Origin of the sequence: Leucobacter aridicollis (genome assembly GCF_024399335.1) — a bacterium.
GTDB lineage: Bacteria > Actinomycetota > Actinomycetes > Actinomycetales > Microbacteriaceae > Leucobacter > Leucobacter aridicollis_A.
Genome location: NZ_CP075339.1, coordinates 197678 through 223992, shown reverse-complemented (window position 1 = coordinate 223992; position 26315 = coordinate 197678). Strand labels below are relative to the sequence as shown.

22 protein-coding genes, 1 tRNA gene and 1 pseudogene are annotated in these 26315 nt (G+C 65.6%); 13 read left to right on the top strand and 11 right to left on the bottom strand.

Going from position 1 to position 26315, the window contains the following annotated elements; genetic code table 11:
• Positions 1 to 42 precede the first annotated feature (42 nt).
• Positions 43 to 261 carry an SCO4848 family membrane protein gene (locus KI794_RS00930; protein WP_119281788.1) on the top strand — a complete coding sequence of 73 codons (219 nt, stop codon included), beginning with the start codon at positions 43 to 45 and terminating at the stop codon, positions 259 to 261.
• Between the two features lie 294 nt (positions 262 to 555).
• Here the strand turns inward: KI794_RS00930 and KI794_RS00925 are convergent, their stop codons facing one another.
• The gene (locus KI794_RS00925; protein ID WP_119281789.1) at positions 556 to 759 is read right to left on the bottom strand and encodes a hypothetical protein; all 204 of its coding nucleotides are present in this window, start codon (positions 757 to 759) and stop codon (positions 556 to 558) included.
• Positions 760 to 876: 117 nt separating this feature from the next.
• Here KI794_RS00925 and tagD point away from each other — a divergent pair, with 117 nt between their 5' ends.
• On the top strand, positions 877 to 1275 hold the full coding sequence (tagD, locus tag KI794_RS00920) for a glycerol-3-phosphate cytidylyltransferase (protein WP_119281790.1): 399 nt from the start codon (positions 877 to 879) through the stop codon (positions 1273 to 1275).
• 108 nt (positions 1276 to 1383) lie between these two features.
• On the opposite strand, the gene KI794_RS00915 is transcribed toward tagD, so the two are convergent.
• From KI794_RS00915 to KI794_RS00900, 4 genes are all read right to left on the bottom strand, one after another.
• The gene (locus KI794_RS00915) at positions 1384 to 2163 is read right to left on the bottom strand and encodes an amino acid ABC transporter ATP-binding protein (RefSeq protein WP_304941399.1); all 780 of its coding nucleotides are present in this window, start codon (positions 2161 to 2163) and stop codon (positions 1384 to 1386) included.
• Positions 2160 to 3179, bottom strand: a complete 1020-nt coding sequence (locus KI794_RS00910; protein WP_119281792.1) for an amino acid ABC transporter permease — start codon at positions 3177 to 3179, stop codon at positions 2160 to 2162. The genes KI794_RS00915 and KI794_RS00910 overlap by 4 nt, the downstream gene beginning before the upstream one ends.
• 68 nt (positions 3180 to 3247) lie before the next feature.
• Positions 3248 to 4141 (bottom strand): ABC transporter substrate-binding protein, encoded by an 894-nt coding sequence (locus KI794_RS00905; RefSeq protein WP_119281793.1) that lies wholly within the window; start codon positions 4139 to 4141, stop codon positions 3248 to 3250.
• Positions 4142 to 4333: 192 nt separating this feature from the next.
• Positions 4334 to 5875: a helix-turn-helix transcriptional regulator gene (locus KI794_RS00900; RefSeq protein ID WP_255808783.1), complete on the bottom strand. Its 1542-nt coding sequence runs from the start codon at positions 5873 to 5875 to the stop codon at positions 4334 to 4336.
• A 434-nt stretch (positions 5876 to 6309) separates the two neighbouring features.
• Between KI794_RS00900 and KI794_RS00895 the strand changes: the two genes are divergently transcribed.
• A complete protein-coding gene (locus tag KI794_RS00895) occupies positions 6310 to 8007 on the top strand; it encodes an Ig-like domain-containing protein (RefSeq protein ID WP_255808782.1) in 1698 nt (565 codons plus the stop codon).
• A gap of 172 nt (positions 8008 to 8179) precedes the next feature.
• Here KI794_RS00895 and KI794_RS00890 read toward each other — a convergent pair.
• Positions 8180 to 8267, bottom strand: a tRNA-Ser gene (locus tag KI794_RS00890).
• A gap of 371 nt (positions 8268 to 8638) precedes the next feature.
• Between KI794_RS00890 and KI794_RS00885 the strand changes: the two genes are divergently transcribed.
• Positions 8639 to 9277, top strand: coding sequence for a CHAP domain-containing protein (locus KI794_RS00885; protein WP_119281796.1), 639 nt, complete (start codon positions 8639 to 8641; stop codon positions 9275 to 9277).
• A 59-nt stretch (positions 9278 to 9336) separates the two neighbouring features.
• Here the strand turns inward: KI794_RS00885 and KI794_RS00880 are convergent, their stop codons facing one another.
• Both KI794_RS00880 and KI794_RS00875 read right to left on the bottom strand, forming a co-directional pair.
• Positions 9337 to 10572, bottom strand: a complete 1236-nt coding sequence (locus tag KI794_RS00880) for a glycosyltransferase (protein WP_119281797.1) — start codon at positions 10570 to 10572, stop codon at positions 9337 to 9339.
• 8 nt (positions 10573 to 10580) lie between these two features.
• The gene (locus KI794_RS00875) at positions 10581 to 11765 is read right to left on the bottom strand and encodes a glycosyltransferase (protein ID WP_119281798.1); all 1185 of its coding nucleotides are present in this window, start codon (positions 11763 to 11765) and stop codon (positions 10581 to 10583) included.
• 246 nt (positions 11766 to 12011) lie between these two features.
• Here KI794_RS00875 and KI794_RS00870 point away from each other — a divergent pair, with 246 nt between their 5' ends.
• Entirely contained in the window at positions 12012 to 12386 is a 375-nt protein-coding gene (locus tag KI794_RS00870) for a helix-turn-helix domain-containing protein (RefSeq protein ID WP_119281799.1), read from the top strand.
• 3 nt (positions 12387 to 12389) lie between these two features.
• On the opposite strand, the gene KI794_RS00865 is transcribed toward KI794_RS00870, so the two are convergent.
• Positions 12390 to 12683: a DUF4229 domain-containing protein gene (locus KI794_RS00865; RefSeq protein ID WP_119281800.1), complete on the bottom strand. Its 294-nt coding sequence runs from the start codon at positions 12681 to 12683 to the stop codon at positions 12390 to 12392.
• Positions 12684 to 12755: 72 nt separating this feature from the next.
• On the opposite strand from KI794_RS00865, the gene KI794_RS00860 reads away from it, so the two are divergent.
• From KI794_RS00860 to KI794_RS00850, 3 genes are all read left to right on the top strand, one after another.
• Positions 12756 to 13148, top strand: coding sequence for a PLD nuclease N-terminal domain-containing protein (locus KI794_RS00860; protein WP_119281801.1), 393 nt, complete (start codon positions 12756 to 12758; stop codon positions 13146 to 13148).
• Positions 13148 to 14971, top strand: a complete 1824-nt coding sequence (gene menD / locus KI794_RS00855) for a 2-succinyl-5-enolpyruvyl-6-hydroxy-3-cyclohexene-1-carboxylic-acid synthase (protein ID WP_119281802.1) — start codon at positions 13148 to 13150, stop codon at positions 14969 to 14971. Before KI794_RS00860 ends, menD begins: the two co-directional genes overlap by 1 nt.
• A 118-nt stretch (positions 14972 to 15089) precedes the next feature.
• On the top strand, positions 15090 to 15959 hold the full coding sequence (locus KI794_RS00850; protein WP_119281803.1) for a PPK2 family polyphosphate kinase: 870 nt from the start codon (positions 15090 to 15092) through the stop codon (positions 15957 to 15959).
• Between the two features lie 24 nt (positions 15960 to 15983).
• Here KI794_RS00850 and KI794_RS00845 read toward each other — a convergent pair whose 3' ends face one another.
• The gene (locus tag KI794_RS00845) at positions 15984 to 17414 is read right to left on the bottom strand and encodes an isochorismate synthase (RefSeq protein WP_255808781.1); all 1431 of its coding nucleotides are present in this window, start codon (positions 17412 to 17414) and stop codon (positions 15984 to 15986) included.
• A 109-nt stretch (positions 17415 to 17523) separates the two neighbouring features.
• On the opposite strand from KI794_RS00845, the pseudogene KI794_RS16240 reads away from it, so the two are divergent.
• From KI794_RS16240 to KI794_RS00825, 4 genes and pseudogenes are all read left to right on the top strand, one after another.
• Positions 17524 to 18180 (top strand): annotated as a pseudogene (locus tag KI794_RS16240) (class I SAM-dependent methyltransferase); the annotation flags it as partial.
• Between the two features lie 380 nt (positions 18181 to 18560).
• The gene (locus KI794_RS00835; protein ID WP_119281895.1) at positions 18561 to 19574 is read left to right on the top strand and encodes a polyprenyl synthetase family protein; all 1014 of its coding nucleotides are present in this window, start codon (positions 18561 to 18563) and stop codon (positions 19572 to 19574) included.
• A 10-nt stretch (positions 19575 to 19584) separates the two neighbouring features.
• Positions 19585 to 20961 (top strand): FAD-dependent oxidoreductase, encoded by a 1377-nt coding sequence (locus tag KI794_RS00830; protein WP_119281805.1) that lies wholly within the window; start codon positions 19585 to 19587, stop codon positions 20959 to 20961.
• A 94-nt stretch (positions 20962 to 21055) separates the two neighbouring features.
• Positions 21056 to 24454 carry a pyruvate carboxylase gene (locus KI794_RS00825; RefSeq protein ID WP_119281806.1) on the top strand — a complete coding sequence of 1133 codons (3399 nt, stop codon included), beginning with the start codon at positions 21056 to 21058 and terminating at the stop codon, positions 24452 to 24454.
• Between the two features lie 292 nt (positions 24455 to 24746).
• Here KI794_RS00825 and KI794_RS00820 read toward each other — a convergent pair whose 3' ends face one another.
• Positions 24747 to 25586, bottom strand: coding sequence for a Sir2 family NAD-dependent protein deacetylase (locus KI794_RS00820; protein ID WP_255808778.1), 840 nt, complete (start codon positions 25584 to 25586; stop codon positions 24747 to 24749).
• Positions 25587 to 25669: 83 nt separating this feature from the next.
• Between KI794_RS00820 and pyrE the strand changes: the two genes are divergently transcribed.
• Positions 25670 to 26224, top strand: coding sequence for an orotate phosphoribosyltransferase (pyrE, locus tag KI794_RS00815; RefSeq protein ID WP_119281807.1), 555 nt, complete (start codon positions 25670 to 25672; stop codon positions 26222 to 26224).
• Positions 26225 to 26315 lie beyond the last annotated feature (91 nt).

The following is a 26315-nucleotide window of genomic DNA, read 5'->3' as shown; positions in this document are numbered from 1 at the left end:
CCTAGGCGACGGCGCTGCCAGCCCCGGCCGTAGACTGAGGGCATGGTTGTCTTCGCAGGAATCCTGTTGCTCGTAAACGCCGCCTACAACGTGATCGTGTGGCCTCGGTTCTGGACCCGCGTAGCTCAGGACCCGCGCGCTCGCGACGAGCAGGGCCGCGCGACCAAGTTCCTCACCGTGCACGCAGTGCTGATTTCGATCGCACTCCTCATCGCCGCGGTGTCGGCCGTGGTGGGCGTGCTCGTACTCACGGCGGGCTAACCGGCCAGTCCCTGACCGACCCGACCTTGCCGCGCCCGGCACGTCTGCGCCCGGCACGTCAGCGCCCGACTCCACCGTGCCCGACTCCACCGTGCCGCGCATTTGGAGGTGGCAGTTGTTGTCGCTTCAGCGGCCGCCAGGCGACAACAACTGCCACCTCGCGACCTTGCAGCGCCCCAGCGCCCCAGCGCCCCAGCGCCCCAGCGCCATGGTCCCGACGACTGGGGCCGCACGAGCCAAAGGGCCGTGAGCCGCAAGAAATCGCGACCCACGGCCCTGCACGACTACGCCGCGCTACTCGGCTTCGTCGTCGGCGGTGTTTTCGGCGAGTTCACCCGCGTCGTCACCAGCGTCATCGTCTGAGCCCTCGTGCCCAGAGGCAGTATGCGTGGCAGGGCCGAGGTGCGACGCACCGCCCTCACCGACCCAGCCGTCGCCCGGGGTTCTGGCTGGATCAGAGTCGTGATCCGGCAGTGCCTTCTGTGTTTCTTCAGCCATAGTCGCTCCCCTTTCAGCGGTGAAACGTGTGCCACAGAGTCTACGCAGCTTTGGGCGGCACAACCAGGGCTTTCTCCGAGACGCGCGATCCTCAGCGCAGACTAATAGGATGGCGGGATGAAGCGGATCCTGACCTACGGCACCTTTGACCTGCTCCACTGGGGCCACATTCGGCTCCTGAAGCGCGCGCGAAGCCTCGGTGACTACCTCGTCGTCGCCGCGTCGACCGAGGAGTTCAATGCGGGCAAGGGCAAGAAGACCTACCACGACTTCGAGACGCGCAAGAACATGCTCGAGGCCGTGCGCTACGTCGACCTTGTCATCCCCGAGGACTCGTGGGATCAGAAGATCGAAGACGTCCGCAAGTACGAGATCGACACTGTCGTCATGGGGGGCGACTGGGAGGGCGACGAGCGCTTCGAGATCCTTACCCCCTACTGCAACGTCGTCTACCTCGACCGCACCGAGGGCGTCTCGACAACCAAGATCAAGCGTGACCTTGGCGTGAACTCGTAGCAATCGAGCGCACGCCGCAGTTGCGGCGTGGAATGCGCAAGCGGCCGGCAATCCATTCGATCAGGATCGCCGGCCGCTTCGCTATCTCCACGCCGTTTGCCGGGGAGGCTAGAGCACCTTCGAGAGGAACGCCTTCGTGCGCTCACGCTGCGGGTTCGTGAGCACCTCGACGGGATCACCGGATTCGACGACAACGCCACCATCCATAAACACGAGCTTGTCGGCGACCTGCTTCGCAAACCCCATCTCATGCGTGACGACGATCATCGTCATCCCGCTCTCCGCGAGCCCCTTCATCACGTCAAGGACCTCACCGACGAGCTCCGGATCAAGCGCGCTCGTTGGCTCATCGAACAGCATCAGCTTCGGGTCCATCGCAAGCGCCCGCGCGATCGCGACGCGCTGCTGCTGGCCGCCAGACAGGTGGGCCGGATAGTAGTCGTGCCTGTCGGCAAGCCCCACCCTGGCGAGTAGCTCCATCGCGCGCGACTGCAGCTGGGACTTCGAACCCTTCTTCAGAAGCGTCGGCGCCATCATCACGTTCTCGAGCGCCGTCTTGTGTGGGAAGAGGTTAAATCGCTGGAACACCATGCCGATGTCGCGGCGTTGCTTCGCCGCTTCCCGTGGCCGCATCTCGTAGATCTTGTCGCCGTGCTGCCGATATCCGACGAGTTCGCCGTCGACCGAGAGCCTACCTGCGTTGATGGTCTCGAGGTGGTTGATGCAGCGCAGGAACGTCGACTTGCCTGAGCCCGATGGACCGACAAGGCAGAGCACTTCGCCGCGCGCAACCTCGAGGGAGATCGACTTCAGTACCTCGTTCGAACCGTACGACTTCGAGATTGCCTCGGCCTTCACCATCGGCGTCGTCGTGAGTGTGCCGGTCATCGTCCGCCTCCCCCTGTTCCGGAGTGCGGGGGCACGATGCTCGTACGCCCGTCACTTTCGGTGTACGTCGGGTGGTCGTTCTCGACCTCGCCGACGACTGTGATTGTCTCGGTCGCGACGCTCGGGCGTTGTACGTCGGGTCGCTGTCCGACCCCCTTCGCGAAGTGCTTCTCAAGGTAGTACTGGCCCACCATCAGGATCGACGTGATGACGAGGTACCAGATCGACGCGACGATGAGCATCGGCACGGGCTGGTAGGTGACTGCCGCGATGTCGCGTGAGCGGGTGTAAAGCTCGAGGGTGAACGGAACTGCTGTGACGAGTGATGTCGTCTTCAGCATCGAGATGACCTCGTTGCCTGTCGGGGGGATGATGACGCGCATCGCCTGCGGCAGCACAACACGAGTCATCGTATGCCACCACCCGAGCCCCAGGGCGGTCGCAGCCTCGTCCTGCCCCTTGTCCACCGCGAGCAGGCCTGCGCGCACGATCTCTGCCATGTACGCAGCCTCGTTCAGCGCGAGACCGATGACCGCGAGCGTGAAGAAGCTGAGCAGCTCCTTCGTCGCAATGGTGACCACGGCGTCAGTGAACGGGATTCCAAGCTCGATCGACTTGTAGATCGCCGGCACAAGACCCCAGAACGTGAGCTGGACGTAGACAGGGGTGCCCCGGAAGATCCATAGGTAGACCCAAGCCACCACGCGCACCACCGGGTTCGGCGACAGCCGCATCACGGCGAGTGCGACGCCAAGCACGATCGCGATGATCATCGAGTACACAGTGAGCTGCAGGGTGTACCCGATTGCCGACACGATCCGCGTATCGAAAACGTAGGTACCGACCTCTGCCCAGTTGTACACGGGGCGGTTTACCGCGGCGTCGTAGACGAAGATCCCGACGAGCACGATGAGTACGACGGCGAACACGGTCCGCCACGGGTGTCGAAGCTTGATCGCTTCGATGGGCGCCGGCTCCGCGTGTTGCACGGGGCCATCGGCTGGTGAGTGTGTCATCTCTACACTTCCTCGGTCATTGAATAGGGCGGCCAGCGTGTGTCACTGGCCGCCCCTGCATCCGGTTACTAGTTCGCCCCGGCGTTGATTGTTGCCTCGTCGAGCGCGCCGGACTCGATGCCCGCGCCCTTGAGGATCTCAAGGTAGGTGCCGTCGTCGATGAGTGACTGCAGCGCGGCCTGGACAGCCTTCGTCATGTCGCTGCCCTTCTGCGTCGCGAAGCCGTAGGGAGCCGCGTCGAACATCTCGCCAACAGCCTCGAGCTGATCGCTGAGCTTGCCAACGGCGTCGCCCGTGACCGGCAGGTCGGCCGAGAAGGCGTCAGCCTTGCCATTGATCACGGCGTTCGTCACCTCGGGCTGGCCGTCGAACGGCAGGATCTCGATCGCGTCCTTACCTGCCGCCTCGCAGGCCGCGGACTTCGCCGGCAGCTCGTCCGTGTGCTGCACCGTTCCGGTCTGGACGGCAATGGTGAGCCCGCACGCGTCGTCGGGGTCGATGTCCGAGCCAATCGGCGCCGCCCACTGCGAGCCGGCGTTCAGGAAGTTGACGAAGTCGACCGACTTCTGGCGCTCGACGTTGTCCGTGAACGACGAGGAGCCCATGTTCAGCACGCCCTCTTGGATGCGGGGAATGATGCTGTCGAACCCGAGGATCTCCCACTTCGGTTCGAGGCCAAGCTTCGCGGCGACCGCCTCGGCGAGGTCAACGCCCCAGCCAATGGGCTCGCCGTTCGCATCCTTGTACTCGTTCGGCGGGTACTCGGCGTCGGTGCCGATCGAGAGTGCTCCGGAGTCCTTGACGTCGGCGGGAAGCAGCGCAACGGCCGCTTCATCTGCCTGAATTGTCGAGGCCGTTTCGTTGCCGCCGCTGGTCCCCTCCTTCTCGGCGTTATTCACGCAGCCAGTGAGCGCGAGCGCTGCCACTGCAGCAAGGGCTGGGAGTGCGTAGCGAATCTTCATCGATTCCTCCTTAGTGAGGGTGGGGTATTCAGACAGTGAAACCTCGAAGCCGAGTGTAGCGAGCTACACCACTTCGGATGTAGCCAGAGTATCTATCCGGCTCCATACCCGGACTGGATCATGGGGTTTTGTTGTCGAACTGTGTCGGGGAACTGCCGACACGCCCTGCCTGGACTGTGAAATACCTACGATTCAAACAAGACCCCGAGATGACGCTTTCCGCAGCGCCTCTTCCTTCGAAGACGCACCGAGCTTCTTGTACACCGACCGGAGCTGACTTTTGAGAGTATTCAGAGTCACAAAGAGCGTGTCGCTAATCTCCTGGCGCGAGAGGCCGCGGGCCAGGAGACGCAGCACCTCCAGCTCCCTTCCTGTGAGCAGTTCTCCCTGATTCGGAAGCCGATCCATATATGTCACGGATACCTTGGCGAGCTCTGGCCACTTAGGGACGTGCTGCTCTCCGAGCGCTCTCAGCTCAGCCGAGAAGTACGTCGCTTCATGCGCATCCAGTGGCCGGTCAAGCTGGCCAACCTCCTGAAGCGCGTTTACGGCGCTGGCACTGTCCCCCTGCGCGAAGTAGGCGCCAGCGAGGATCGATACTCGCCAGATCTCCATTCGCCTCAGGTGCACCGTGTGCTGCCTGATTTCTCTGGCCAGGGCGATGGCCTTCTGCGAGGTGCCCGTTTGAGCCTCGAGCAGGGCGCTCATCACCCGTGTCAGTACAACACTTTGATCCGCCCGCGCCAAGTGAGTCTTGGCCTGGCGCAACGCTCCGGTCGCAATGTGATTGGACGCCTCGGCGAGGGCCAGTACGCTGCCCGAGTAGCCCTCCCCGTCCGTTCGCGCGAATGGAAGCTTCGCCAAATGCTCAAGCCTTCGCGAGACGCGAGAGTACGCAGCAGCCACTTCAGGAACGCGGTACTCAGCGTGGATAAAGAAGGGCCACATCTCTCCAATATGGGATTGGTCAAGCTCAGAGAGAATACGGATGCCAACGACAGGATCTTGTTCGACCATCACCTCAACGAGAGCTACCGTCACATCAAGTGAGGCTTCCAGCCAACTCGCGGTGCGAGGGGTCGAGGCGGCGCGGGCCACTAGATTAGCCGCAACGACAGCGTCCCCAAAGGTCGCATGAATCAGTGCTGCCCGGGCGAGCGCCTCACGATGCAAGAACTCCAAGCCAGGAGTCGTCGCTCGCAGCTGGGCTTCCTGGAAGCTTGTAAGCGCTGCGGTGAAGTCGCCGGCGAGCATCTCAGTGATTCCTCGCTGCACGGCGACGAACTGCGGCCAGCCGTCACAGGCGTCGCGCAGGGGGTGGATGGTCGCGGCTCCCTCGCGGAGCCCCTGGCTGTGGCGCGCGGCCGCCTTCGGGTGCCCCTTCAGCCGAAGATCGAGCATATAAAGGAGATGTGCTTTGGAAGACAGCGCGGCAGAGCCACGGTGCCCGACGCCGTCAGCCACCGCACCGATACGCAACCGCCGCGTCTTTCGCGGCGACAAGAATAGCTGCAGCACCTGCGCAATGTCGCTGAGCATCGGATCGGCGGCGACAGTCGCATTGAGAATCCGAAGCAAGCGCGCCGGGGGGACATAGAAGCACAACACGAGCCCGTGCTCGTCTACGAGCGTGCGCACCGTTCGGTGGTCTCCGTCGTCAGCAGCCGCGAGAAAACTCCGCACGATCTTCGTCACGTTAGCGGAGACGCCCCCACAGGTGCATTCACTCCCCATCGTCGCTCCTCATCGACACAGGCCGCGCCCTGGCCCGTTGGCACGTCACCCCTGTGCGCGTCGAAGGTGAGCATACTGCTTATTGGCCTTCTCTCGTGCCCAGTGAAGACGCCCGCACGGATGATTCCGCCCGGCGCATCGCAAACTTCCAGGTGAACACGCGGACGAGTGAGGAATTGGCGGGATTACGCCAGCGATCGGCGGATTGCGGCATCGCAACTTGTGGAGGGTGATCCGAGGGGTGAAACCCTCGCGAACGCTACACGGCCGCCCGGGTGCGCGTGCGAGAGTGATGACCGCACTGAGGGGGAGTGCGCACTCGCCAGTCGGCAGAGAGCATCTTGCTGAGCCCGCAACACCGATTGCGGACTTCAGTCGCGCGCGCCGAAATCGCCCCCACAGGCTCTCTTGCCACTGGTAGTAAAGGAAACATTTTGAGAATCACAAAGGTACCGCTCAGGGACAGGTTGGGGGCTCCCGGAGTCCTCGGTCTGCTGCTCGTCGCGCTGCTCACCCTCGGCTCCGCTTTCACGGTGCCCGCGGCCAACGCAGCCACAACCAACGTGTCGATTACCAACGCACAGCTCGACAAGAGCTCGGCGGGCAGCGGTGACAAGATCCGCATGTCATTCAACTGGGCCGTGCCGGATGGGGCGCAGCCAGGCGACACCTTTACTATCGTGCTCCCCGCCGAGGTTCGCCCTGCGAGCACCGCAAAGTTCGATCTTGAGCGGAGCCCGGGCGAAGTTGTGGCTGAAGGCAGGTGGAGTGGCAATACAGCTACCTTCACCCTTGCCGAGTTTGTGCGCGGCAAGCAGAACATTCAGGGAAGTGCCTATTTCTCCCTCGCATGGAACCGCGACAACGTGAACACCATCGACGGCGCCGACTACGACCTCCACTTCACTGGCACAAGCTCGTGGACGCTTCCGCTCACGCTGCTTCCAGATGGCCCCGCCGGTACTGGTCAGAGCAACTCGAAAGTCGGCTGGTGGCTCAGTGACGATCAGGGGTCAGTAACCCCGAAGGGTCAGCTCGGTTGGGTTGTGTACCTCAATACGGGCACGTCGACTCCGGTCGATCCGACGATCACCATCACGGATACGCCCGGCGCAGGCTCACACATAGACCTCGACTCGGTTGAGGGTTACCTCGACAATCAGCCCCTCCGGAAGGAGCGCTACTCGGTCTCGCGCCTCGGCGAGCACGGCGTCTCGATCACTCTTGTCGGCAACTATCCCGGCGAGCAGGCTGTCTACGACGGTGAGAACATTTACTTCCGCTACGCGAGCGACCTGCTGCCCGGCGAGAAGGGAGTCTTCACGAACTCCGCCACGATCACCGGCAACAGCGATAGCCCCCAGCATGTGACAGCCGAGGTTCGCCGCGATGGAGCCGGCGGCGACGGTAGCGGCAACCAGCCACCTGAGAAGAAGGTCGCTCCCGTCGCGCCGACCGTCACCCAGGCCATCTGCACCCAGGACGGCACAGCGACCGCCCCGACGGTCACCGTCGCAGAAACCGCAGGTGTTACCTACACGACCGCGGGCGACATGAAGGCCGGCTCGGTCGTCACCGTCACCGCCTCGGCCGGCACGGGCTCCTTCCTGACGCCTGCCGAGGGCTGGACCGTCTCTGCCGACAAGAACACGGCGACGATCAAGCTCACCCTCGAGGCGGTCTCCTGCGACCAGCCCGTCGCCCCGGTGACGCCAACCGTGACCCAGGCGATCTGCACCGAAGACGGCACAGCGACCGCCCCGACTGTCACGGTCGCAGAAACCGCAGGTGTTACTTACGAGGTTGCCGGTGAGGTGAAGACGGGCTCGACCGTCACCGTCACGGCAACCGCCAATGAGGGCTCGTTCCTCACCGAGGCCGGGGGCTGGACCCTCGCCGCGGACGGCCGCACCGCAACCATCGAGATCACACTCGATGTCCCGAAGTGCACAACCAAAACCCCTACAACCACTCCACCACCGATCAAGCCGGGTGCTGAACAGCACACTCCCCCAGCAGCACACTCCCCCATCGCTGCAACCGGCTTGGCGAGCGCACCTGTTTTCCTCGGCAGCGCTGCACTTCTCGTACTCGTTGGTCTGATGGTTGTGGGCGCGCGCCGGAAGGCGTAGTCACGGCCGGCTCACACGGCCCCGCGGTGTAGCCGCGAACGTGTGAGGCGCAACGGCACCAGGTGGGTTCCGCTCTCTTCGGAGGGCAGAACCCACCTGTGTTTCTGCGGCGACACGGCAATACCGGCACGAAATGCGAAACGCCCCTCACGAATGTGAGGGGCGTTTCTCGTGGCGGAGGATAGGGGATTTGAACCCCTGAGGGCGTGAACCCAACACGCGTTCCAGGCGTGCGCCATAGGCCGCTAGGCGAATCCTCCTTATCGGCACGGCGAACCGAACCAACGCCGACAAGTCTAGCGTGTTCGCGGCGCACCTCGCGCCACGCGCTTCTGGGAGGGAGCCGCAAGTGCGCGCTGGCCGCACCGTTTCATCGCATCATCACGAGAACCGCGGCAGACCCAGCCGCCCACAGCCACAATCGGCACTTTCAATTCACTCCAAGTAAATTGTCAGGAGAGTCGCCCAAATTGGCGGAATTCCGCCCATCTCGCCACGCATTGCGCGCCAAAGCAGACCAGAATCCGCCCAACAATCCCCGCCGAAGCTTGAATGTAACGGAAACGTAACGCATACTGGAAAGGTTGCAGGCCCACCGGTCTCGCAATAATCAACGTTTTGGAGTCTCTGAGTGCCATCACCCGCCAAACCCTTTGTGGTCTCGCTCGTTGCAGCTGTGACCTTCGCACTGGGAGCAGCCCCCGCAGGCGCAATCGAGACTGAAGAGTTCACCGCAGCAGCAGCTGCACCGACGATCTCTCTCACGACGCAAGCCCTGAGTACCGACACCGGAACCGCGCCGCTCGCGCCGATCAGCTCGGTACTCGCGGAGTCCGAAAGTGCGAACAGTTCTGCAGCGCACGGCTTCGACGTTGACGCGGCAATCGCTGCGGCAACCGCCGAACTTGGAACGAGCCGCGCCACCGGCTGGGGAGCCCCCGGTGAGTGCATCGTTTCGGCTCAGCGCTGGATCCGCGCCGGTGGCGGCGCCTGGACCGGCGGCGGCGATCCCGTCGCGAACTACGCTGGCGCACTCCGACTGTCACCGACCGAGGCGCAGCCCGGCGACGTGATCCAGTACGAGCACCTCCAGTTCCCGACCTCGTGGGTCTCAGGTGTGCACACAGTGCTCGTGACCGGCGTCAACGACGACGGCACCTACCAGATCATCGAATCCAACAACCCGACGGGCTCCGGCTACGTGCAGGCCGACGAGTCGTGGGTACCGAAGCCTCCGGCAGGCTTCCAGGCAGTGGCCTGGCGCTTCTAAGCGCTACGAGCATTCCGTTCACACACCGGGGCTACGGATCCGGTGTGTGAGCGTATCTACTAACGCCCGAGCACGCCTTCATAGAGCTTGACCATCGCTGCGGTCTTCGCGGACTGCAGCAGTCGATCTCCGGCCGCCGCCGGCACACGCAGTTCTGCCGGCCGCTTCGCGATCTCGGACACCGCTGCCCGCAACGACTCCGCGAGCGCCGAGACGCTTGCGTCCGCTGCGAGCCACGCGGGTGAGACGGCAAGGTCTGTGAAAATGTTCTCGTCGCAGAAGATCGTCGGCGTACCGAGCGCCGCTGCCTCGTACGGGGTGAGGCCCTGGGTTTCGAACCCGATCGACGTCTGCACGAGAGCGTCGGCTTCACGCATCGCTGCGAGCGCGGCTTCGTAGGGCACGGGCCCCGCGACGCGGACACGGTCTTGTAAACCGAGCGCCACGATCCTTCGCTCGACCTTGCTAAGGAGCAGGCCGGCACCGTGGAGCGCGACATCGGCGTCGACCCCCGACTTCCCGAGCGCCTCGACGAACTCGAGCACCCGCTTCTCGCCGCTCATTCGCCCGAGCCACACGAGCCGAGGGCGCGACCGCTCAGTCCGCTCGACAGCGCGCACTGCGCCAATGAGCTCGTCGTCGACCCCGCCCTGGGTGACCTCGACGCTGCGGGCGACTCCGTGCTCTTCAAGTTCTGCCGCGAAGTGCCCGGATGGCGCGGTGACGAGCGCGGCCCCGGCGGTGAGCTCGGCGAGGTAGCGCCAGGCTCCCGGGGCGCTTGTACGAGTCTCGGCACGCTTCTGCCGTGGGACCCTGCCAACGGCACACCGTCGCCAGGCGCGCAGGCCCGCGAACGCGAGGGGAGCGAGCGGGGTAACTGCCCGCGTCCCCTCGTCGACGTTGTTGTGCATCGTGAACATGACTGGCAGCCCGTGGCGGCGCGCCGCGCGTAGCCCGATCATCGCTCCCCAGAAGTCACCCTGGATATGCACGAGGTCGACCGGACCCGCGCCAGCAGCTGCCCGCGCTGCGAGCGCCCTGTCAAGCGCGCGATCACTGCGCCGCCCAGGCAGGGTGATTCCGTACTCGCGGTCTCTCGTGATCGACGTCGATGGCAGGTCAATGTAGGCGGCACGGTCTGCTGGCGCGACCACATAGCCCCGTCGGTGAAGCGCCGGCGCGGCAATGCTCACTGTGTGGCCAGCACGCTCAAGGAACTTGCGCTGGAGACGCAGCGCGACCTGCACACCGCCGAGCGAGTCGGGGTGCTGGTCGGTGACGATGAGCACGTGCATAGCGCGCGCTATGCGACTGGAGTGCCCCGGTACAGGGACTCGAAGGTATCCAGGGTGCGGTCGATGTCGTGTGACTGTACCGCGGTCAGCGACTCCTGCTGCATTCGCTCGTACTCTGCCGCGTCTGCCGTGAGTACCTTTGTCAGCGCGTCTGCGAGCTCGCGATCGTTGCCGGCCTGGAACAGGTAGCCGTTCTCACCGTGGTGCACGAGGTGAGGCAGTGCCATCGCGTCGGCAGCAACGATCGGCAGGCCAGAGGCCATTGCCTCCATCGTCGCGATCGACTGCAGTTCGGCGATCGACGCAATCACAAAGACCGAGGCATCGGTGAGGTGGCCGCGCAGCTCCTCGTCTGTCACACGTCCGGTGAAGTGCACGCGCGAGGTGAGCCCGAGCTCGGCGACAAGCTTCTCGAGGTTCTTGCGCTGGTCGCCGTCGCCGACGATCGTGAGCGTCGCCTTGAGTGTCTCGTCGAGCCTGTCGAGCGCGCGGATAATGACGTCGATCTCCTTCTCGAGCGTCACTCGCCCGACGAAGACGAGCTTGTTCTGCTCGCGCGGCCCGACAATCGCGGTGTAGTCGCTCGCACGGAGTCCGCAGCTCACCGGCAGCACACCGCGGCGGTATGTGTTGCGCTCGAGGAAGTCAGCGGCGCGCCTGGTCGGCGTCGTGATCGCTTTCGCTCGCCTGAGCACCCTGTCGGCGTCGCGCCAGCCCCAGCGCACGAACAGCCGCTTGGCGCGCTCGGGGAGCAGCGTGAAGTCGAGCACGTTCTCGGGCATGACGTGGTTCGTCGCGACGACCCGGATCCCGCGCTTTGCCCCCTCGTGCGCGAGCGCCCTGCCAATCACAATGTGCGACTGGATGTGGATGACGTCGGGCTTCACCTGGTCAAGGATCTGCTTGACGTAGTGCCGCGCCCGCCAAGGCAGCACGAACCGCAGCCAATCGTGCGGATACCAGCGCCAGCTCGCGATGCGGTGCACAATCATCTGCTCACCCTCAATCGTTTCGCGGAATGCGCCGACGGTTTTGTGCTTCTTCGAGGGTGCCGCGACGTGCACATCGTGCCCCCGCCGAACGAGGCCTGCGGCGAGTCGCTCGGCAAAGCGCGCGGCGCCATTCACGTCTGGCGCGAATGTGTCGCAGCCGAGGAGAATGCGAATCGGCGTGCTGTCGGAGCTCTGGGTCACGGTGCGTTGTCGTCCTTTAACTGCATAGGGGTGGGCGAACGACTCAAGTGTATTCTGCGCACCCGGTGGGACCCTCAAGGATCGCCGACCCCACCGCTTCGGACTGCGCCGCGCCGCTCGAAGCCCACCCTGGCCAGGATCGGGGCGCGAGACATCTCGCCTTGATACGTACTTTTCTACCGGGTATCTTTGTGCCTATGCGCTTGCTTTCTGGAGCTTATCTCCCGACCCAGCAACCCTAGTAAGGTGCCCCGATTCCATTCCCCCGCCGCCCAGGTCATCGGAGCGCGCATCCGTGACGCACGGCTGGCACTGGGAATTTCGATGGATGACCTCAGTCACCTCGCGGAGCTCAGCCTCACCAGTGTCGGCAAAATCGAGCGCGGCGCGCAGAGCCCGTCGGCGGAGACGCTCGTCAGGCTCGCGACAGTCCTCGAGGTCGACGCGGGGTCGCTCATCAGCGGCCTCTCGTCACAAGACTTCGGGCAGCGGACAAGGCTGTACACGGCCCGCGACTTCATCCGAGAGCAGCGGGCTCGCGAGCTCGGCGCCGACGCAACCAGTGACGATGGGATCGGTGGCGACCAGGCGGGTAGCGCAGACGCGACGAACGCGAGCTAACGGCTACTTGGCGTCGGCCTCGCCATCGAGCGCCGCATCCTCAGCGACGTCGTCAGCGGTTCGGTCGCGATTACGCCATGCGTAGATGCTCTCCGATGCTTCTTCGCGAGGCTTCGAGAGCAACAGGATCGAGAGCGATACTCCAATGAGCGCTGCAAGCACTGCAGCGACGATGCCCGAGACCATCATGGTGAGGCCGAGCGCGAGCCCGAGTGCGTACAGCGCGGCAAAAGGCACCGCGAAAAACAGCAGACGCAACACAATGTATGTGGTCCAGGCTTTGCGTTGTTCACTCACAGCGCCGAGTCTACCCGCGCAGACTGAGCACTCTCACTCCACTCCCTGAGGCTCGCCGGGTAACATGAGGGCATGGTCAGGTTCATCATTATCGGTGCCGTCATCGCCGTTGCGTTCACGCTGTATTCACTCGTTGACGCCGCGATGACAGACCACACCCGCGCCCGCGGAGTCAGCAAGCCCGTGTGGATCGTCATTATCGTTCTGCTGCCAGTCGTTGGCGCGGTGCTCTGGCTCATGATTGGCAAGGGAAATCCAGCGACCGGGCCGGGGTCCAAGCAACGGCTTGCCCCCGACGATGACCCGCGGTTCACAGGCCGCCAGCTCTCCGATGCTGAACGCGACTCGCTGCGCGACCTCGAGGCTCGGCTCAAGGAGCTCGACAACGAGACGTTCCCCGGAGAGGAACGTCAGGGCGAGGGGACCGGCGAGGACAAGGGTCAGGATCAGGACAAGACCCGGTGATGACCGGGCCGGCCCCCGCATCGATCTTTGCAGTTGAGCTGCTCGCGGGGCTCATTCGCCGCGGCGTCTCAGACGTCGTCGTCTGCCCAGGCTCGCGCTCTCAGGCGCTCGCACTCGCGGCTGCTGCGGCCGAGTCGGCTGGCGCGATCCGGCTCCACGTGCGCGTTGACGAGCGTTCTGCCGCATTCTTCGCGCTCGGCCTCGCCCGCGAGACAGGTCTGCCCGCACCGATCATCGTCACCAGCGGCACCGCCGTTGCCAACCTCGCGCCAGCAGCCTACGAAGCCAGCGAGGGCCGTGTTCCATTCATCGCACTGACGGCCGACAGGCCCGCCCACATGCGCGGCACACGCAGCAACCAAACAACCTCACAGCTCGACATGTTCGGCGCCGCAGCCAGGCTGTCGCTCGATGTCGAGCCACCGACGTTCGGGCCGACAGGCGATATCGGGCGCGGCCCCGATGCTGATCCTGATCGTCTTGCGTCCCGCACGCTTCGTGCGGCCCTCGGAGCCGAGGGCAACGCTCCCGCGGGGCCTGTCCAGCTGAACCTGCAGTTCATCGAACCCCTGTCAGGAACGGCAGGCTTCGAGCAGATGATCGCGGCCGGCTTCTCGGCCGCTAGCAGCGAGGGCGCCGAGGCACGGGCTGCGCTCTCAGTGGCCTCCGGGGACCCCGCACAGCGCGATGCGCAGGGCGGGGCCCGGGAGACGGTTGCCAGTTCTGATTCGGCGATCGCGGGAACATACGTTCACGCCGACGACGCCCTCACTGTAGTGATAGCCGGAGCCGGTGCCGGCGACACTGCCGAGCAGTTCGCGCGCGACGCCGGGCTCCCTCTCCTCGCCGAGGTCGTGAGCGGTTCCCGGTTCGGCCGCGAAGCCATCACCGCGTATGCGGCGCTCATCGACGACCCCGAGATCGGCGGGCTCACCGAACGCGCCATCGTCTTCGGCCACCCCACCCTCACGCGGCAAATCCCAGCGCTGCTGAAACGCGAAGACGTTGAGGTGTTCGTCGTTGACCCACACACTGGCGACAGCTACGCTCCAGCCGCTGGCGTCCACGTCGTGCAGACGGCTCGAGTGAGCGCCGACCACGACCCACGCACGCACAGGCGCTGGCTCGGCGCCTGGGTAACCGCGGACCGCGCTCTGCAGCAGGCACGCAGCACCGTGCACGAGCCAGACCTCGATGCCGCACGTGAGACAGGCTATAAAGAGCGCAGCGCGTACGCGCGCGCCGAGGTCGCAGTCAAGAAAGAGCCGATCACCCGCGAGCTGCTGGTGGAAAGCGTGTGGCGGGCAACGTGGCCTCACGACCGGCTCGTCATCGCCGCGTCGCGGCTCGTGCGCGTGCTCGACGGCCTGGCACCAGCCCGCAAGCTCGTCGTGCACGCAAACCGCGGGCTCGCGGGCATCGACGGCACGATCGCGACAGCGCACGGGATCGCCGTCGCGAGCCAAACGGATCCGGATCCAGCGCGTGCTGCCGGCACAACCCGCGTGATCATCGGCGACCTGGCCACGCTGCACGACGCCGGCTCCTTACTCCTTCCCGATGCACCTGAGCTGCGTCCGCGGCTGCAGCTCATCGTCGGCAACGACGGTGGCGGGACGATCTTCGACAGCCTCGAGGTCGCCGGCACGACGACGGCAACAGATTTCGAGCGCGTCATGCGTACGCCGCGGCAGGCGGACATGCGCGCGCTCGCCACAGCGTACGGCTGGGAGTACACGCGTGTCGAGACGAGAGGCGACCTTGAGCGCCTGCTCACGACCCCGGTCACCGGGCCCACGCTCGTCGAGGCCCCGATCGCCTAAGGCAGCCAGGGGACCACGGCAGCAGCAGCTCTGGCGAGCCAGGGCCCCAGGCCATACAGTTGCACTACGGCAACGGCTGCCTGGGCCGCTGCTCTCTGCGATCAACAACGGAGGCGACATGGCGAGCGAGTTCTGGGATGACGACGTTGCAGACCTCCTTCGAGTTGGCACAGGGTTCGACCTGAGCGCGGTCGACCCTTCATCAACGCCAGGAACGACAGCAAGCAAGAAGGCCGGGCAAGCCGAGCTCGCGGCCTCAGCACAGGATCTCCGAGAGCTGCAGGAACGCCTCTTCGCCCAGAGCAGGGCCGGGGCTCGCGAGCGCGTACTCGTCGTGCTCCAGGCGATGGACGCTGCCGGCAAGGGCGGCATCGTCAATCACGTGTTTGCACAACTCGAGCCACACGGGCTGCAGCTCACCGCGTTCAAGTCGCCTACCGACGAGGAGCGCAACCACGACTTCCTCTGGCGTATCGCACCCCGTGTACCCGGGCCAGGCGTCATCGGGCTATTCGACAGGTCGCACTACGAAGACGTGCTCATCCAACGGGTACGCGAGCTTGCGCCCGCGGATGAGATCGAGCGACGCTACGGCGCCATCACCGAATTCGAGCGCGGGCTTGTGGGGGACGGCGTGCGGATCGTGAAGATCATGCTGCACGTCTCGCCGGAGGAACAGGCACAGCGCCTGAGCGACAGGCTCGCCGACCCCGCCAAACACTGGAAGTACAACCCAGGCGACGTCGACGAGCGGCAGCTCTGGCCTGAGTACATGCGTGCGTTCCAAGTCGCCATTGAGCGCACGAACACCCCAGACGCTCCGTGGTACGTCGTGCCAGCGAACTCGAAGTGGTACGCGCGCGTCGCGGTGCAGCGGTTGGTAATCCAGGCACTGCACAGCATCGATCCGCAGTGGCCAGACGCCGACTTCGACGTTGCAGCCGAGCAGGCGCGTCTCGCGAAGACAGCGGGGCTGCGCTGGCCGTAGCGGGGCGGCTCCGGAGCTCCGGGGCTACGCCCCGAAAGCCTCCGTGATCGGGCGGAACTTCGAGACGGTTTCGCCGAGCTCGTGCTGCGGATCCGACCCCTCAACGATGCCGCCGCCTGCAGTCGCGACGATGCGGCGCGCGGGCACCTCGTCCCCGCCTGCTGTCCGTTGTTCACCGACTGCGTCGAGCTGTGCGCACCTGAGGGCGATGACCCATTCCCCGTCGCCGGCAGCGTCAATCCACCCCACGGCGCCCGAGTAGCGCCCGCGGTCAAAGGGCTCAAGCTCAGCGATCATTGCGACAGCGTCGACCGTGGGCGTCCCGGCCACTGCGGCCGTCGGGTGCAGTGCGTCGACGAGCTCGAGAGCGGTCGCCTCTGCCCCGAGTGCCGCCCCCAGGTCAGTCGCAAGGTGCCAGACGTTTGGCAGTTGTAGGGCGAACGGTGCGTCGCTCGTGCGCAGCTCGCTCACATGAGGGGCGAGCGCCGAGACGACGCTCTGCACGGCGAAGTCGTGCTCGTGCTGCTCCTTGGCTGAGCGAAGCAGTTCGTCGCGCGCCGCACGGTCTCGAACTGCATCCTCGGGGTGGCGCGCTCGGGTGCCAGCAAGTACCCGTGCCGAGACCGCCCCGCTCGTCGACCGAACGAGCGTCTCAGGGCTCGCCCCGACGAGGTTGTCGACGGCGAACGTCCAACAGTCGAGGTAGCGTTCGCTCAGGCGCTGCAGTGGGACGCGCAGATCCTGACCCGGGCGAAGCTCGCCTGCGACCTGGCGCGATAGCACGACCTTCTCGAGTTCCCCCGCAACAACCCTGTCTGTGGCCTCGCGGACGCCCGCGAGGTACGCCTCGATCTCACTGCCCCCGGCTGCACCGCGCACGCCGCTGGAATCTGCCGGCAGAAACTCGACGCCAGCCCAGGTAGCGGCGTCGAGCTCACGCTCTGCTGGCAGCACCTCTGCGGCCTCGCGACCAGCGCCAAGCTGCGCGGTACGGCCGAACTCAGGGCCCGCGGCGAGCGCTGAAGCGCCAACCTCCGATCCTGAGGAGGGGTTACTCACCGCCGTCACCTCAGTCACCCAGGCGGTTCCCCGATGGCGATGGATCAGCAATCGAGGAACTATGAGCACACTCTCAGCCGCGCTGTCGTCGGCAAAGGCGAACGTGCCGAACGCCACGAGCCCAGTGCCCGGCATCCCGACCGGATCGTCAACAACAGCCGCAGCCGCGATCTCGCGCCACGCACGCGACGCGGCCACAAAGCGGTCAGCACCAGTGAAACTCAGCCGCAAGACCTCGCCGACGCCCACACAGCCGCGGTCTCCGCGGTTCCAGTACAGGGGCGACTCCGGGTTCGCAAAAGCGAGCAGATCTGGCAATTCGCGGAGCACTCTCGTCACCGCAGAGAGCCTCGGAACTGCCCCCGTCGGGCGGACGGTCACTTCGGTCATCACCATGCCAATCTACTCGCCACCATCTGCAAGCATCCACAGAGGTACAACCGGCTACGATGGAACGGTGACTCGACCAGACACCACAACCAAGCATGCGACGGATGTTTCCGCCATGTTCGACGAGGTCTCGCCCAAGTATGACCTCCTGAACGATGTGCTCTCTGCCGGCAATTCTCGCCTCTGGCGAATTGCCACTACGCGGGCAATCGCTCCACGCAAGGGCATGCGGATCCTCGATCTCGCAGCTGGTACTGGCACTTCGTCCGCTGCCCTCGCCGCACACGGCGCGCACGTCACGGCCGCAGATTTCTCAGAGGGCATGCTCGCAGAGGGCCGCCGCCGCAACGCCGGCAATGACCTCATCGAGTTCGTCTGGGCAGACGCGACGCAGCTGCCGTTCGACGACGACAGCTTCGACGCAGCGACAATCTCATACGGCCTGCGCAACGTCTCGGAGCCCAAGCAGGCGCTCGCAGAGATGGCCCGTGTCGTAAAGCCAGGCGGCCGAGTCGTGATCGCCGAGTTCTCGCGGCCGAGCTCTGAGGCCGTGAACTGGGCCTACACGAAGTACAACCGTCACGTGCTCCCCCGCGTCGCTGGCATCATCAATCGCGACGCCGCGGAAGCCTACAAGTACCTCAACGAGTCAATCGAGGCGTGGCCTGCGCAAGAGGAACTCGCGAGCTGGCTCCGCGAGGCGGGCCTCGAGCGCGTCGCATACCGGAACCTCACGCTCGGGATCGTCGCACTACACCGCGGCTTCGTGCCGCGGTCAAAGCCCGCGGCCCCTGCTACGCCGGCCGCAGCACAGCCGGCCGCAACCAAGCCGGCCGCAGCCAAGCCGGCCGCAACCAAGCCCGCATCAGCCAAGAAGCCCGCCGCACCGAAGAAGTCGGCGGCCAAGCCGGGTTCAGCTACAGAAGAAGCGGCCGAAAGCGAGACCGGAAAGAAACCGGCGACGAAGACGTCAGCACAGAAGCCGGCGGCAGCGAAAAAACCCGTAGCAGCGAAAAAACCGGCGGCGAAGAAGCCCGCAGCTGATGCCGCTACCGAGGCCACCGCGACGCCAACCACGAAGTCCGAGACGAACAAGCGAGGCCACGAGTGATCCGCCAGAGCACGGCTGACACCACCACCCAGGCGCTGCCGATGCGCCTGTTCCGCAGCGCGGAAGATCGCCGTCAGGCGAAGGACCTGCAGCGGGAGCTTGACCTCATCGAGGCAACGCTCATCGAGAACCTCGGATTCGCCTCGGCTGTCGCCGACGCCCCCGCCCGCTACCTCGCTGAAGCCGGCGGCAAGCGAATTCGTCCGATGCTCACCGTCCTCACCAGCCAGCTCGGCGACGGCCCGAACGAGCTCGTGCGTCGGGCGGCAGTTGCCGTCGAGATGACACATCTCGCATCGCTGTACCACGACGATGTCATGGACGACGCCACGCTTCGGCGCGGGGTTCCCGCCTCGCAGGTTGTGTGGTCGAACTCTGTCGCGATCCTCGCTGGCGACCTGTTGTTTGCGCGCGCCTCGTCGCTCGTTGCGGGCATGGGCGAAGACGCGATCCTGCTCCAGGCCCGCACCTTCGAGCGCCTGTGCCTCGGCCAGCTGCACGAGACAGTCGGCCCGCAGCCTGAGGACGAGCACATTGCTCACTACATTCAGGTACTTGCCGACAAGACAGGCGCCCTGATCTCGACTGCCGCCCGCATGGGTGTCATGTTTGGCGGCGGCTCTGCCGAGCACGCCGACGCAGTCACCGAGTACGGCGAGCGCATCGGCGTCGCCTTCCAACTTATCGATGACGTCATCGATCTGTCCCCGAAGAAGGATCGCACCGGAAAGCGTGCGGGCACCGACCTGCGTGCGGGCGTCGCGACCCTTCCGCTCCTCCTCCTTCGAAACCGCGCCGCAGCAGGCGACGCCGAAGCGCAGGCGCTTCTCACCCGCATCGACGCGGGCGTGAAGGCTATCGCTGAGGGCGCCGATCTGTCGGTCATGGATCCAGAGGTTGACGCGCTCTACAACCACGTAGTGACGCGTGAGACCGAGGCCACCGCCAAGCGCTGGGCCGACGACGCAGTCGCGGCGCTTGACGTGCTGCCGAAATCGCCGGTGAAGCGCGGGCTTGAGCGCATGGCGGAGTCCATTGTTTCGAGGGAAGGGTAGTTCCGACAGTATGAGCAAGATGCGCCTGGCAATTGTGGGGGCCGGACCGGCAGGGATTTATGCTGCGGACCTGCTGCTGAAAGCAGAACGCGACTTTGAGGTCGAGATCGATCTCTTCGAGCAGCTCCCCGCCCCCTACGGGCTCGTGCGCTACGGCGTCTCGCCCGACCACCCGCGCATCAAGGGCATCATCACCGCGCTGCGCGACGTGCTTGACAGCGGCGAGATCCGGTTCTTCGGAAATGTCCGCTACGGCCAGGACCTGACGCTTGACGACCTCAAGCAGCACTACAACGCGGTGATCTTCTCGACAGGCGCGATCCGCGATGCCATGCTCGGCGTCCCGGGCATTGACGCCGAGGGATCCTATGGCGCCGCCGACTTCGTGAGCTGGTTCGATGGCCACCCCGATGTGCCACGCACCTGGCCCCTTGAGGCTGCGTCGGTGGGCGTCGTCGGCAACGGCAACGTCGCGCTCGACATCTCGCGCATGCTTATCAAGCACGCCGACGACCTGCTACCGACCGAGATCCCCGACAACGTCTATCAGGGGCTCAAGGCGAACCCGATCGAGGAGCTGCACCTCTTCGGTCGCCGCGGCCCGAAGTATGTGAAATTCACGCCGCTCGAGCTGCGCGAGCTTGGCGAGGTGCGCGACGTCGACATGGTCATCGACGAGCGTGACTTCGAGCATGCCGACCCGTATGCCGACGAGGTACTCGCGAAGAACAAGCAGGTCACAGTCATGACCCGCATCATGGACAAGTGGCGCGACGAGCAGCGCGCCCGCGAGGCTGGCGAGGTTGAGCCCTCGTCGCGCCGCCTGCACATGCATTTCTGGTCGAAGCCCGTCGAGGTCGTTGTCGAAGATGGCCGCGTTGCGGGCCTGAAGATCGAGCGCACGAGACCCGACGGCGAGGGCGGTGTGATTGACACCGGCGAGTTCGAGGTCATCCCGATGCAGTCGCTGTACCGTGCCATCGGATACTTTGGGTCGCCGCTCGACGAAATCCCGTTCGATGAGGCTCGCGGCGTGATCCCGAACGAACAGGGTCGCGTGCTCGATCTCGAAGGAAACCGGGTTCCCGGCGTCTATGCGACGGGGTGGATCAAGCGCGGTCCAGTCGGCCTCATTGGCCACACGAAATCAGACGCGATGGAAACGCTCGAGTGCCTCATGGCCGACGCCGATTCGTGGTGGCAGCCAGAAGATGCCGACGCGGAGACCATTCCTGAGCTACTCTCTGAACGGGGGGTGCCGTTCACAAACCTTGATGGCTGGCACCGTCTCGACGAACACGAACTGTCGCTCGGCGATGCCGCCGGGCGCACGCGTATCAAGGTTGTCTCGCGTGACGAGATGACCCGTATTTCGCGTGGCGAGTGATCGGATCCTGAATACACAACACTGACCAGGTGCGCGCCCACAACGCGCGCACCTGACCGGGCAACCCACCGCCCAAGGGAGGAACTCAAAGACGATGTTCGAGAAGATTCTGGTTGCAAATCGTGGCGAGATCGCGATCCGCGCGTTCCGCGCAGCGAATGAGTTGGGGGCGCGCACGGTTGCGGTCTACCCATACGAGGATCGCAACTCCCTGCACCGTCTGAAGGCCGACGAGGCCTACCTGATTGGCACCGAGGGCGGCCCTGTCCGCGCGTACCTCGACATTGCCGAGATCGTGCGGGTCGCGCAGGAGTGCGGCGCAGATGCGATCTACCCAGGGTACGGCTTCCTGTCGGAGAACCCTGAGCTCGCGGCAGCTGCGGCGGCAGTTGGGATCACCTTCATCGGCCCCGGGCGCAAGGCCCTCGAAATGGCGGGCAACAAGGTTGCAGCCAAGGAGCATGCAATCGCGGCCGGAGTGCCGGTGCTGCGCTCAACTCCCCCGTCGCAAGACGTCGACGCCCTCATCGCTGGCGCCGAGGAGATCGGCTTCCCAGTGTTCGCGAAGGCAGTCGCAGGCGGCGGCGGGCGCGGAATGCGCCGCGTCGAGCGTGCCGAAGACCTCCGCGAGGCCCTCGAGGCCGCGATGCGCGAGGCCGAAAGCGCCTTCGGCGACGCGACGATGTTCATCGAGCAGGCAGTCCTCCGCCCGCGCCACATCGAGGTGCAGGTGCTCGCAGACGGCACTGGCGAAGCAGTCCACCTGTTCGAGCGCGACTGCTCGGTGCAGCGCCGCCACCAGAAGGTCGTCGAGATCGCGCCAGCGCCGAACCTCACGCAGGAGCAGCGCGACGCAATGACCCGCGACGCACTCGCGTTCGCAAAGTCGATCGGATACGCGAACGCCGGCACCGTCGAGTTCTTGCTCGACACCGAGGGCGACCGGGCAGGCGAGCACGTGTTCATCGAGATGAACCCGCGCATCCAGGTCGAGCACACCGTCACTGAGGAAGTCACCGATGTCGATCTCGTGCAGTCCCAGATGAGGATCGCGGCGGGCGAGACCCTCGCAGACCTCGGCCTGACCCAAGACAAGATCAAGCTGCACGGCGCCGCCCTGCAGTGCCGCATCACCACCGAGGATCCCGCGAACGGGTTCCGCCCAGACCTCGGCCGCATCAGCGCGTACCGCTCACCGGGCGGCGGCGGCGTGCGCCTCGACGGCGGCACGATCAACCCGGGCTCATACATCAGCCCGCACTTCGACTCGATGCTCGCGAAGCTCACCTGCCGCGGCCGCACGTTCGAGGACGCGGTAGTGCGCGCGCGTCGCGCCCTCGCCGAGTTCCGCATCCGTGGCGTCGCCACGAACATCCCGTTCCTGCAGGCGGTGCTCGATGACGCTGACTTCCAGGCAGGCGACGTGTCGACCTCGTTCATTGAGGAGCGCCCCGAGCTGCTCACGCTGAACAAGCCGCAGGACCGCGCAACCCGCCTGCTGCAGCACCTCGCGAACGTCACCGTGAACCAGCCGCACGGCGCACGCCCGCAGACGATCGAGCCGCAGGTGAAGCTCCCGTCGATCGACCTCGAGGCTCCCGCGCCGGCAGGCGGTCGCCAGCGGCTGCTCGAGCTCGGCCCTGAGGGGTTCGCGAAGGCACTGCGCTCACAGACAGCCCTCGCCGTGACCGACACCACCTTCCGTGACGCCCACCAGTCGCTGCTCGCCACCCGAGTGCGCACTCGCGACCTCGTTGCGGTCGCCCCGCACGTGGCTCGTATGACGCCGCAGCTCCTCTCCGTTGAGGCCTGGGGTGGCGCGACATACGATGTGGCGCTCCGATTCCTCGGCGAGGACCCGTGGGAGCGTCTCTCGGCAATGCGCGAGGCACTACCGAACGTGCCGATCCAGATGCTGCTGCGCGGCCAGAACACCGTCGGCTACACGCCCTACCCGCCGAAGGTCGCACAGTCGTTCGTGCAGGAGGCCGCAGCGACAGGCGTCGACATCTTCCGCATCTTCGACGCTCTCAACGACATCGACCAGATGCGGGTCGCCATCGACGCCGTGCGCGAGACAGGCACCGCAGTCGCCGAGGTCGCGTTCTGCTACACCGGAGACCTGCTGTCGCCGAACGAGGACAAGTTCACCCTCGACTACTACCTCGCGCTCGCCGAACGCATCGTCGAAGCGGGCGCGCATGTGCTCGCAATCAAGGACATGGCTGGCCTGCTTCGTCCGGCCGCCGCCGCGAAGCTCGTCACGGCGCTCCGCGAACGCTTCGACCTGCCAGTGCACCTGCACACGCACGACACCCCCGGCGGCCAGCTCGCGACGCTGCTCGCGGCCTCTGCTGCTGGCGTCGACGCTGTAGACGCCGCTTCGGCCCCGATGTCTGGCACCACGAGCCAGCCCTCGCTCTCTGGCCTCGTGGCGTCGCTCGCGCACACCGAACGCGACACCGGCATCGATCCCGACGCCGTCTACGCGCTCGAGCCCTACTGGGATGCAGTGCGCACCCTCTACAAGCCGTTCGAATCGGGCCTCGCAGCCCCAACAGGGCGTGTGTACACGCACGAGATTCCCGGCGGCCAGCTGTCGAACCTGCGCCAGCAGGCGATCGCACTCGGCCTGTCCGAGAACTTCGAGAAGATCGAAGACATGTACGCGGCTGCCGACCGGATCCTCGGGCGCATTCCAAAGGTGACCCCGTCGTCAAAGGTCGTCGGTGACCTCGCGCTGCACCTCGCGGCCGTCGACGCTGACCCCGCTGACTTCGAGTCGAACCCCGAGCGCTACGACGTTCCAGACTCCGTCGTCGGCTTCCTCGCGGGCGAGCTCGGCGAGATTCCCGGCGGCTGGCCCGAGCCGTTCCGCTCGAAGGTGCTCGCGGGTCGCGACGTCTCGATCGAGGTCTCCCCGGTCTCGGCTGACGATGAGGCGAAGCTCGACGGCACCAGTGTCGAGCGCCGCTCGACGCTGAACCGCCTCCTGTTCCCTGCCCCGACCGCGCAGTTCGAGGACGCGCGCGAACAGTACGGCGACCTCTCTGTCGTCGACACGGGCGACTACCTGTACGGCCTTGACCCGAACGCCGAGCACGCGATTGACCTGAGCCGGGGCGTGCGCCTCTATGTCGGGCTCGAGGCGATCGGCGCGCCCGACGACAAGGGCGTTCGCACCGTCATGGTGCGCGTGAACGGCCAGCTGCGCCCAGTGTTCGTGAAGGACGAGCGCATCGCGGTGACGGCCGAAACCGCCGAGAAGGCCGACCGCACGGTCGCCGGCCAGATCGCCGCGCCGTTCTCGGGCACCGTCACTGTGAAGGTCGCCGAGGGCGAGTCTGTTGCCGCAGGCCAGGCCATCGGCACGATTGAGGCCATGAAGATGGAGGCAGCGATCACCTCACCCGTCGCGGGCGTCGTGAAGCGCCTCGCGTTCGAGGGGACGCGCGGCGTCGAGGCTGGCGACCTCGTCATCGTGGTCGAGTAGCGCTCCGCGCAAGCGCAGGCGAGGGGCCGGGTCCGCTGTTGCGGGCTCGGCCCCTTGGCGTTGCGGCGCTGGGCCCGACTCGCCCGCAGCCACCGCAGCCGCGTGGCGTTCCGGCGTCGCGTGGCGTTCCGGCGCCGCGTTCAGTCCGCAGGTGCACACGCTCTCTGCAGATGTACACGATTCTGACGCCGCCAAATCGTGTACATTCGCCGGAATCGTGTACATCGGCGCAGGTGCCGAAATGGGCCGGACAGGGCAGAACCTGCCCGGGCCGGGCTGCCCCAGCGTCCCGCTACGCCCCGAGCGCGTCGGCGAGTGCCGTCAGTGTCTCAGTCGTCCCGCCGTCGATTCGCACAGCAAGCGACGGGCGCCCGTCGACGGCTGTCGGCCCACGATTGATCACCGCGAGCGGGTTCCCGAGCCGTTCAGTCTTGTGCACGAGCCGCATCCCAGTGTTCACCGCGAGCGAGGAACCCGCGACGAGCAGCCCCGTCGAACGCGAGACGAGCTCAGCTGCGGCATCGAACACCGCGACAGGCACGGTCTCGCCGAAGTAGACGACGTCGGGGCGCAAGGTTCCCCCGCAGCCGGGGCAGAGCGGCACCCGAACGGATTCGACCTCGGTAACCAGGGCGTCACCGTCTGGCGCGACCTCAGCGTTCGCGTTGCGTTCCGCATAGCCGGGGTTCAACGTGTCGAACCAGCCGAGCACCTCGCTCCGTGTCCAACGCTCTCCGCACTGGATGCAGCGCATGATCCCACCGCCGCCATGGAGCTCGACCACGTTTCGCGATCCGCCGCGCTTGTGCAGGCCGTCGACATTCTGCGTGATGACGCCGTCGATGCGTCCCGCGGCTTCGAGCCGCGCCAACGCGCGGTGCCCATCGTTCGGCTCGACAGTGTTCATTCGGTTCTGCCCGATCCGGGCGCCTGCCCAGAATCTGCGCCGATAGTGCGGGTCTTCCGTGAACTGCGCGATGTTCATCGGGTTGCGAGGCGGAGTGCCGGCCCCGCGATAGTCGGGAATGCCCGAGTCAGTGCTCATGCCTGCCCCCGTGAGTACCGCGACAGGGCCGCGCTCGAACAGTTCACTAAGTTCAGCAAGCTGCGCTTCAGAGATTCCCACGTTCACGCTTTCGAGCTTAGAGCCCCAACGCCCCCTCGTCACCGAACTCTCGCTGCCGGCGTAACGTCACCAAACACTAGAATCGAAGCATGACCACCGCACGCGAAAAGCTCATCGAACTCATCAAGTCGGAGGCCGTCTTCCACGGCGACTTCACGCTCACGAGCGGCAAGAAGGCCACCTACTACATCGATCTGCGTAAGCTGTCGCTCGATCACCGCGCTGCCCCGCTCATCGGCCAGGTCATGCTCGACCTCATCGCAGATATCGATGGCGTCGTCGCAGTCGGCGGCCTCACGATGGGCGCGGACCCGATTGCTTCGGCGATCATGCACCAGGGTGTCGCTCGCGGCGAGGTGTACGACTCGTTCGTTGTGCGCAAGGAGCCGAAGGATCACGGCCGCGGCCGCCAGGTCGAGGGCCCGGACCTCGCAGGCAAGCGCGTCATCGTTGTCGAAGATACGTCGACGACTGGCGGCTCACCGCTCGCCGCCATCGAAGCGCTCAAAAAGGTTGGCGCCGAGGTCGTCGCCGTCGCGGTTGTTGTGGATCGTCAGGCTCCCGCCAAGGCACGCATCGAAGAAGCCGGCTACGAGTACCGCTTCGCGATCGGCCTCGAAGATCTGGGCCTCGCCCCACAGTAGCGGCCCTCGGCCCGGGTTTTCCCGGGCCTGACGCCGCACGTGTCCTGGACCAAAACGCCGCACGCCTCCGGGGTCACGAGACGGCTTCCGC